The following is an 8,791-nucleotide window of genomic DNA, read 5'->3' as shown; positions in this document are numbered from 1 at the left end:
CCCGGGTCCGCCCCCGCGGGGGGGCCCCCGCCCCCCCCGGGGGGCCCCCACCGACCTCGACGGCACCCTGCTGACCAGCGCGGAAACCGTCTCCGAGCGCACCCGCGCCGCCCTGGCCACGGCCACCGGCGCGGGCGCGCTGCACATCGTCGTCACCGGCCGCTCCGCCGCCTGGGCCCGCCCGGTCTTCGACGAGATCGGCTACACCGGGATAGCCGTCTGCGGCCAGGGCGCCCAGGTGTACGACGCCGGCGCGCACCGGCTGCTCACCTCCCTCACCCTGGACCGCCGACTCGCCGCGCTCGCCATCGCCAAGATCGAGGCCGAGACCGGCCCGCTGGCCGTCGCCGCCAACCAGGACGGCCTGGACGGCCAGGTGCTGGCCGGCCCCGGCTACGAGCTGCTGATCGGCTCCGACCTCCCGGTCGTCCGGGTCGACCGCGACCAGCTGCTCGACGCCCCGGTCAGCAAGCTCTACATCCAGCACCCGGGCCTGACCGACGACGCGCTCGCCGAGGCCGCCCGCCGCGTCGCCGGGGACCTGGTCGGCGTCGTGATGGCCGGCGCCGGAGTGGTCGAACTGCTGCCGCTGGGCCTGTCCAAGGCCACCGGGCTGGCCGTCGCCGCCCGCCGCCTGGGCGTCCGCGGGGCCGACACCATCGCCTTCGGCGACATGCCCAACGACGTGCCGATGTTCGGCTGGGCGGCCCGCGGCGTGGCGATGGCCAACGCCCACGAGGAACTGCTCGCCGTCGCCGACGAGGTCACCGCGAGCAACGACGAGGACGGCGTCGCCGTCGTCCTGGAACAGCTCTACCCGGGCGTCTAGGGGCTCTCTTTCGGATCACGTCGTGGTGTTCGGCGGGGGTTCAACTCCAGTTGTAGGATGACCGGGCAAGCGGTTGTAGGATGACCGACGACCGGCGTTGACCAGCGACGCGGCGACCAACGACGAAGGGAGCACCGGCATGACCAACGACGGCAACAGCCTCCAGGCGGCCGGACGGCGCTCCCTGGTGGACACCGCGATCGACCAGCTGCGCGAGCAACTGGCCGGCGGCGTCTGGCCGGTGGGATCGCAGATCCCCACCGAGCACGAGCTCGCCGAGCGGCTGCAGGTCGGCCGGAACACCGTCCGGGAGGCGATCCGGGTGCTGGTGCACGCCGGCATGCTGGTCTCCCGCCAGGGCGAGGGGACGTTCGTCCGCTCCACCAGCGACCCGGCCGCCGTCCTGCGCGGCGTCCAGCGCTCGGGCATCCGGGACGTCCTGGAGGTCCGGGCCGCACTGGAGACCGAGGCCGCCCGACTGGCCGCGCTGCGGCACACCCGCGAGGACGTCGAGCGGATGCGGGCCGCGCTGGCCCGCGAGGCCGAGGTGATCGCCTCGCACGCCGAGCGGACCGACCGCGAGGCCACCGTCGAGCACGACCTGGAGTTCCACACCGCCATCGTCGAGGCCGCGCACAACCCGGCGCTCACCGAGGTCTACCGCTACTTCGGCGCCTCCGTGCGCGAGTCGATGACCTCGGCCTTCGGCGACCACGACATGCCCGAGGTGGCCGTGGCCACCCACGCGGCGCTGGTCGACGCGATCGAAAGCGGCGACCCCGACCGTGCCGAGGCCGCGTGTCGTGCGCTGCTCGCCGAGCCGACCGCGGCCGTCGAGCAGCTCCTCGCGGCCATCGCGGCCCGGAAGTGACATAGGCACCCGCCTGCCTTCCGCCCTCCGCGCCCTCGCGCACATTCACGAAAGAACAGCACACCCATGGCCGTCACCCGTGCCCAGCAGCCGGTTGCCACCACGTCCCTCCCGCTTCCCGTCCGCACCCGGCTGGCCCACCCCGCGCTGCTGCTGACCGGCATCCTGCTGGTCGCGCTGAACATGCGCGCCTGCCTGGCGGCGGTGTCGCCGATGGTCGGCGAGATCCAGCGGACCTTCGGACTCTCCGCCACCGCGAGCGGACTGATCACCACCGTGCCGGTGCTGTTCCAGGGCGTCGGCGCCCCGCTCACCCCCCGGCTGACCCGGCGGTTCGGCACCGAGCGGGTGGTGCTGGGCGCCGTCCTGGTGCTGGGCGCGGGCGTGCTGCTGCGGGTGCTGCCCTCGGTGGCGGCGCTGTACGCGGGCTGCGTGGTGATCGGCGTGGCCATCGCGGTGCTGAACGTGTCGATGCCGGGCCTGGTCAAGCGGGAGTTCCCGGACCGGGCGGCGGCGATGACCGGCGTCTACTCGACCACCATGCTGGTCGGCGCGACCATGGCGGCCGGCCTCTCGGTGCCGCTGGAGCACGCCCTCGGCGGCGGCTGGCAGGCCTCGCTGGGCACCTGGTCGCTGCTCGCGCTGATCGCCGCGGTGGCCTGGCTGCCGCAGGTGCTGCGCTCCCGGCAGGAGCGGGCGGCGGTCGCGACCCGTCTCTCCACTGGCCCTGCGGCCGGTCAGGCGGCCGGTCGGGCGGCCGAGAAGCCGATCGAGGGCATCTGGCGCTCGCCGATGGCCTGGCAGATCAGCCTCTTCATGGGCATCTCGTCGCTGCTGGTGTACACCCTGGTCGCCTGGATGCCGACCATCCTGGCCGACCACGGCATGGACCGCGGCGAGGCCGGTCTGGTCTTCGCCTTCTCCAACCTGGTGCAGGTCGCGGGCGCCTTCCTGGTGCCGCTGCTGGCCGGCCGGATGACCCGCCAGCGCGGGCTGGCGGTGGCCATGGCCGGACTGAACGGCCTCGGCATCGCCCTGCTGCTGATCGCGCCGGTGTCCGGCGCCTGGGTGTCGGCGACCATCCTGGGCGTCGCCCAGGGCGGTTCGCTGGGCCTGGGCCTGGCCTTCATCGTGCTGCGCACCGGCAGCGCGGCCGGCGCCGCCCAACTGGGCGGGATGTCGCAGGCGGTCGGCTACCTGGTCGCGGCGGCGGGCCCGGTCGGCGCCGGCGCGCTGCACCAGCTCACCGGCGGCTGGACGGCCACCCTGGTGCTGATGCTGGTGCTGGCCACCGTGGTCGGCGCGGCCGGCTGGGGCGCGGGCCGCAACCGGACGCTCGGCTAGCACCCCTGCTCGGACCGACCCGGGCTGGCCTCGTTGAGGCCGGCTCGGGCCGACCCCGGCTGCCCCGGGTCGACCCCAGTTACCCCAGGCCGGCCCCGGCCGGCTACTCCTCGGCGGCCAGGGTCAGTCCGGCCAGCTTCACCGAGGCCAGCACCGTCGCCGCCACGGTGACCGCCAGCAGCAGCGGGACAGCCACCCCGAGCGAGACGTCGGCGCCGATCGCGGCGTCCCCGGCGACCGCCTCGGCCACCGACCGGCCCCACTGCTGGACGCTCAGCGTCCGGGCGCCCGACACGAAGTTGCCGATCAGCGACTCCCAGACCAGCGCGTACCCCAGTCCGGCCACCACCGCGTGCCGGGTGACCACGCCGAGCAGCAGGAACAGCGCGCTGTACGCCACCCCGGCGACCAGCACGGCCACGGTGTAGCCGAGCGCGATGCCGTCCCTGGTGCCGATCAGCAGCAGGCCGCAGAGCAGCGTCGGGAGGGCGGCGAACACCCAGGTGGTGCCGATCGCGACGACCAGTTTGGTGGTGACGATCTTCCACCGCGGCAGCGGCTTGGCCAGCAGGTAGACGATCGAGCCGTCGTCGATCTCGGTGGCGATCACGCCGGTGCCGACGACCAGGCCGAGGATCGGCACCAGGGTGCCGAGGCCGAGCTGCCCGAGGATCTTGACGGTGAGGTCGTGCTCGTTCCCGCTGGCGGTGCCGCTCGCGACGGCCGAGATGACCAGCAGCAGGGCGGGGACCACCAGCAGCAGGAGGCCGCGGCGGCGGCCCAGCAGGCCGCGCAGGGTCAGCCTGGCGACGGTCGGGTTCATGGTCGGTCGGCCCTTTCCTGGGTCCGGTAAGGGAGTTCGGTGGCTCGGACGCCGGGCCTCACGCGGAGACCAGGTAGGAGAAGACGCTCTCCAGCGACTCGTCCGCCGGCGACACGGTGTACAGCCGGATGTCCGCCTCCTGGGCGACCCGGGGCAGCAGGGTGGTGAAGCCCTGGAAGTTCACCGCCTCGATCCGCAGCGCCCGTTCCCGCGCGTCCACCTCGATACCGGTCGTGGAGCCGTCGGCGATCAGCGCGGCGGCCAGCCTGCGGTCGTCGCTGGAGCGAACCAGGTAGCGGTGCGGCCGGTCGGTCATCAGCCGGCGGATCTTCCGGAAGTCGCCCGAGGCGGCATGCCGGCCGGCCACCACGACCTCGATGTGCCGGGCCAGTTGCTCGACCTCCTCCAGGATGTGGGAGGAGAACAGCACCGTCCGGCCGTCCGCGCCGAACCGGCGCAGCAGCTCCATCAGCTGGAGCCGCTGGCGCGGGTCCATGCCGTTGAACGGCTCGTCGAGCAGCAGCACGGCCGGGTCGTGGACCAGTGCGGAGGCCATCTTGACCCGCTGCTTCATGCCCTTGGAGTACGTCCCGGTGCGGCGGTCCTTGGCGTAGGCCATCTCCACCAGGTCCAGGGCACGCCGGGCGGCGGCGCCCGGGTCGGCGAGGCCGTGCAGTTCGGCGTTGGCGAGCACGAACTCCCAGCCGGTCAGGTAGTCGTACATCGACTCCCGCTCCGGGACCAGGCCGATCTGCCGGTACACCTGCTGGTTGCGCCAGATCGGCGCGCCGTCCAGGGTGACCGCCCCGCTGGAGGGCGCGAGGAATCCGCTCATCATGTGGATGAGGGTCGACTTGCCCGCGCCGTTCGGACCGAGCAGGCCGGTGATGCCTGGGCCGATCGTCATACTGATGTCGTTGACGGCGACCACGTTCCCGAACCAGCGGGAGACCTTGTCGATGGTGATGGTGGCCATGACGCCCTCTCAAACTCCTCGGTTCATCAGACGCTGCGGTAGCGGCGCAGCAGCAGCCCGTACGAGCCGGACACCATCGCGAGAACGGCGACGGTGAAGACGACCACGCCGAGCCCGCCGGGCGCGTGCATCCGGCCGCCCATCCCGCCGACGTCGAAGAGCTGGTTGGTCAGGCTCTCCACCAGGTCGTTCGGCGACAGCAGCGCGATCCACTGGGCGGAGTCCGGGACGGTGAGCTCGGTGGCGGTGCCGATCCGGGTCAGGATCGCCACCACGGCCGTGCTGATCGCCAGGTAGCCCATGATCCCGGCCACCCCGAAGCCGCGGCGCGGGGTCGCGGCGGCGACCACCAGCGCCACCGAGGTCGGCACCAGGGAGTACAGCAGGGCGGCGACCAGGCCGGACAGGAAGTGCCCGGTGTTGTGCCCGAAGTCCAGCCCGCCCAGCAGCGCCCCGATGTAGAGGACCAGCAACGGCGCAGCCATCAGCAGGAACTGGGCGCTGACCATGGCGGCGAACTTGGCCCGGACGTAGTCGGCGCGGGTGATCGGGCGGGAGAAGTACAGCGGGACGGTGTGGTACCGGAGATCCCGGGAGAACAGCACCGGCGCCTGCGAGGCCAGGAAGATCGACACGACCAGCACGAACGAGGACAGGTACCGCGGGTAGTCCAGCGGCAGCTCCTTCGCGCTGGTGGCGAGCGCGATCGCCACCATGACCACGGCCGGCAGCGTGACCACGCCGAGCACCAGCATCGGCAGCACCTTGGACTTGCCGGAGCGCCCGAGCCCGTACGCGGCGCGCAGGCTCTGGGTGAACAGCGAGCGGGTCGCGTAGGCCCGGCCGAGCCGGGGCCCGGTGTAGCCGCGGTAGCCGATGTCGTGGATGACGCCGGTGTCGGCGGACCTGGTGTCAGGAGGCAGCGACATCGTCCGTCCCTCCCCTGTTCTCGTCGGTGAAGATTTCGGCGACCCGGTGGCGGCGCTGCTCCAGCCGGACCAGGCCGAGGCCCAGGCCGGCGACGGTGTCGCGGATGGTGTCGTAGGTGTCGTCGCCGGCCAGCCGGACCAGCAGCAGGTGCGAACCCTCCGGCTGGACGGACAGCCCGGCGGCGGCCAGCCGTGCGCGGACGGCGTCGCCCGGCTCCGGGACGGCGTCCTGCGGGTGGTCCGTCACCTCGACCGCCAGGACGGCCGTCGCCTCGGTGAAGGAGGCGGTGGAGGAGGAGCGCAGCAGCTTGCCGCCGTCGATCACGACCAGGTGGTCGCAGGTGCGCTCCAACTCGCCGAGCAGGTGGGTGGTGACCAGCACCGAGATCCCGAAGTCGGTGTGCACCCGGCGGATCAGGCCCAGCATCTCGTCCCGGCCGGCCGGGTCGAGACCATTGGTCGGCTCGTCCAGCAGCACCAGCTTCGGGTCGTGCACCAGCGCCTGCGCGAGCTTGACCCGCTGCTTCATGCCGGTCGAGTACCCGCCCATCGGCCGGTACCGCTCCTCGTACAGGCCGACGTGCCGCAGGGTGTCCGCGGTGCGCTCACGGGCGGCGGTGGCCGGCAGCCCCGCCATCCGCGCCATGTGCACCACGAACTCGGTCGCCGACACGTCCGGTGGCAGGCAGTCGTGTTCGGGCATGTAGCCGACCCGTTCACGGATCTCCGGGCCCCGGGTGGCGACGTCCAGGCCGAGGACCTCGCCGCGGCCGGACGTCGCCGGGGCGAGGCCGAGCAGGATCTTGATGAGGGTGGACTTGCCCGCCCCGTTGGCCCCGACCAGCCCGACCACCCCGGGCCGCACCTCGACGGTGAGCTGGTCGAGGGCGGTGACCCGGGGGAACCTCTTGGTGAGGCCATCCGTCTTGATGACAGCAGTGGACACCTGCTCAACGTAACGGGCTTGCGCGCCAAGGGCTATGAGCTGGAATGACGAGCCCGTCTGCTGCTGCGGTATGACGCCGCCGACGATCTCCCCTAAGGGGCGGAGGATCTCCCATCAGGGTCGGCACGTCCTCATCGCTGATGCGGAGGCCTGCCACGTGAAATCCGGTGGCGACGACATCGGGGCGGCGGTCTTCGGTTGGACTCCGGACGGCGCGACCAGAAGCTACGGGGCGGCGATCGCGAATCCCAGCACGACCGCGGCCGAGACCACGACGGCACCCGGCGCGAGGTCCGCCTCGGAAACGCCACCGGAGTCACCGTGCCCGCGGTACCGGCCGCTTCCGATGCTCTCCGGATCGACGTCCTCGATGTGGACGACCTGGCCCAGCCGCACGCCCGCGGCCTCCGCGTACAACTCGGCCTTCGCCCTCGCGGTCCGGACGGCGTCCGCCCGGGCCTGCGCCCTCAGGCCCGGCTTGCTGCGTACGTCGAAGTCGACGCCCTCCACCTGGTTGGCCCCCGCCTCCACCGCAGCGATCAGGAACGGTTCGAGGGAATCGAGGTCCCGGTACTCGATGGCGAACGCGGCCTGGCAGCGGTATCCGAGGAACTGCCGGTCCGCACCGTAGCCGTTCCATGAATTCTGGAGATCGAGCCGTGAGGCCGACACCTGCCCGTCCGGGACGCCATGGGCCCGTATTGCCTCGCGCAGGCCGGAGATGGCCGCTCGTGCGGCGGCGAAGGCCTGCTCGGGCGAACCCTCCGTCCGGTCGATTCCCAGCCGGATCCGGGCGACGTCGGGTACCACCTGGACACTTGCCGCACCGTAACTGGTGATTCCCCAAGGCGATCTGATCGTCGTCTGCATGCCCGGCAGTCAAGCACGGAGCGCCCGTCACGGGTACGGATTTCCATCGGCCTCACCGGACGGCCGATGCCTGACCTGTCGCACCCGCCTCGACGAGGTTCGACGACCCGGCCGGGAGACGCGAAGGCCGCGCGGCCGTTCCGACGCATAGGGTCGACACCATGCGACTGAGTACCGTGATCCTCCCCATCCACCGGTGGAGCGAGGGGCAGAAGATCTGGCGGCGGGCCGAGGAGCTCGGGTTCCATGCCGCGTATACCTATGACCACCTGTCGTGGCGGTCGTTCCGCGACGAGCCGTGGTTCGGATCGATCCCGACGCTGACCGCGGCGGCCACCGCGACCGAGCGCCTGCGGCTCGGGACGCTCGTGACATCGCCGAACTTCCGCCACCCCGTGACACTGGCGAAGGAGCTGATCACGCTGGACGACGTGTCCGGCGGGCGGGTCACGCTGGGCATCGGCGCCGGCGGCACCGGCTTCGACGCGACGGCGATGGGGCAGGAGGCGTGGTCGCCGAAGGAGCGGGCGGACCGCTTCGGCGAGTTCCTGCCGCTGCTGGACGAGCTGCTGCGCACCGACGCCACGACGCGCGAGGGCACGTACTACTCGGCGGTCGAGGCTCGGAACATCCCCGGCTGCGAGCAGACCCCCCGGGTGCCGTTCTACGTCGCCGCGGCCGGGCCGCGCGGGCTGCGGCTGGCGGCCGAGTACGGGCAGGGCTGGGTGACGTACGGCGACCCGAAGGGCCCCGCGGATGTGCCGGTCGAGCAGGCGCCCGACGTGATCGCCGCGCAGATCACGAAGCTGACGGCCGCCTGCGAGGCGCAGGGCCGGGACGCCGGCGAGCTGGAGAAGGTGCTGCTCCAGGGCTCGACGGCGGAGAAGCCTCTGCAGTCGCTGGACGCCTTCGTGGACTGGGCCGGCACCTACCGCGACCTGGGCATCACCGAATTGGTGATCCACTGGCCCGTCCCGGACTCGATCTTCGAGAACGACCTCGCCGTCTTCGAGAAGATCGCCACCGAGGGCCTCGCCCAACTCGGCTGAGCCAGACCCCGCTCGCCATGGTTCGCGCAGCCGACCCACGCGGAGCAACCTGTCCGCCAGTGGCCGATCGGCCACGGGCGGACAGGCGCCGAGACCAGCCCCGATCGGCGGTTCTGACACCACCACGGACCCGGTCGAAGCAAAGAACAGTTCC

9 protein-coding genes are annotated in these 8,791 nt (G+C 72.3%); 4 read left to right on the top strand and 5 right to left on the bottom strand.

Annotated elements, in window-relative coordinates; genetic code table 11:
- The 3 genes from ACFV6D_RS18830 to ACFV6D_RS18820 form a co-directional block, all read left to right on the top strand.
- A partial coding sequence (locus tag ACFV6D_RS18830; RefSeq protein WP_380560534.1) for an HAD family hydrolase occupies positions 1-829 on the top strand: 829 nt, incomplete at its 5' end.
- A gap of 139 nt (positions 830-968) precedes the next feature.
- Positions 969-1,700, top strand: a complete 732-nt coding sequence (locus tag ACFV6D_RS18825) for a FadR/GntR family transcriptional regulator (RefSeq protein ID WP_063351236.1) — start codon at positions 969-971, stop codon at positions 1,698-1,700.
- 66 nt (positions 1,701-1,766) lie between these two features.
- Complete coding sequence (locus tag ACFV6D_RS18820) at positions 1,767-3,044, top strand: CynX/NimT family MFS transporter (RefSeq protein ID WP_380335357.1); 1,278 nt, start codon at positions 1,767-1,769, stop codon at positions 3,042-3,044.
- Between the two features lie 103 nt (positions 3,045-3,147).
- Here ACFV6D_RS18820 and ACFV6D_RS18815 read toward each other — a convergent pair whose 3' ends face one another.
- The 5 genes from ACFV6D_RS18815 to ACFV6D_RS18795 form a co-directional block, all read right to left on the bottom strand.
- Positions 3,148-3,867, bottom strand: coding sequence for an ABC transporter permease subunit (locus ACFV6D_RS18815; RefSeq protein ID WP_363368060.1), 720 nt, complete (start codon positions 3,865-3,867; stop codon positions 3,148-3,150).
- 58 nt (positions 3,868-3,925) lie between these two features.
- The gene (locus ACFV6D_RS18810) at positions 3,926-4,843 is read right to left on the bottom strand and encodes an ABC transporter ATP-binding protein (RefSeq protein WP_063348378.1); all 918 of its coding nucleotides are present in this window, start codon (positions 4,841-4,843) and stop codon (positions 3,926-3,928) included.
- A 26-nt stretch (positions 4,844-4,869) separates the two neighbouring features.
- Positions 4,870-5,772, bottom strand: coding sequence for an ABC transporter permease (locus ACFV6D_RS18805; RefSeq protein ID WP_063348379.1), 903 nt, complete (start codon positions 5,770-5,772; stop codon positions 4,870-4,872).
- Positions 5,756-6,718: an ABC transporter ATP-binding protein gene (locus ACFV6D_RS18800; RefSeq protein ID WP_063348380.1), complete on the bottom strand. Its 963-nt coding sequence runs from the start codon at positions 6,716-6,718 to the stop codon at positions 5,756-5,758. The genes ACFV6D_RS18805 and ACFV6D_RS18800 overlap by 17 nt, the downstream gene beginning before the upstream one ends.
- A 225-nt stretch (positions 6,719-6,943) precedes the next feature.
- Positions 6,944-7,588, bottom strand: coding sequence for an SIMPL domain-containing protein (locus ACFV6D_RS18795; protein WP_380560533.1), 645 nt, complete (start codon positions 7,586-7,588; stop codon positions 6,944-6,946).
- Positions 7,589-7,749: 161 nt separating this feature from the next.
- Between ACFV6D_RS18795 and ACFV6D_RS18790 the strand changes: the two genes are divergently transcribed.
- Positions 7,750-8,637, top strand: a complete 888-nt coding sequence (locus ACFV6D_RS18790) for an LLM class flavin-dependent oxidoreductase (RefSeq protein ID WP_380560532.1) — start codon at positions 7,750-7,752, stop codon at positions 8,635-8,637.
- Positions 8,638-8,791: the final 154 nt, after the last annotated feature.

Origin of the sequence: Kitasatospora sp. NPDC059812 (assembly GCF_042732075.1) — a bacterium.
Lineage (GTDB): Bacteria > Actinomycetota > Actinomycetes > Streptomycetales > Streptomycetaceae > Kitasatospora.
Note: the sequence above shows the minus strand (reverse complement) of the source record. Positions and strands in the feature narration are given on the sequence as shown.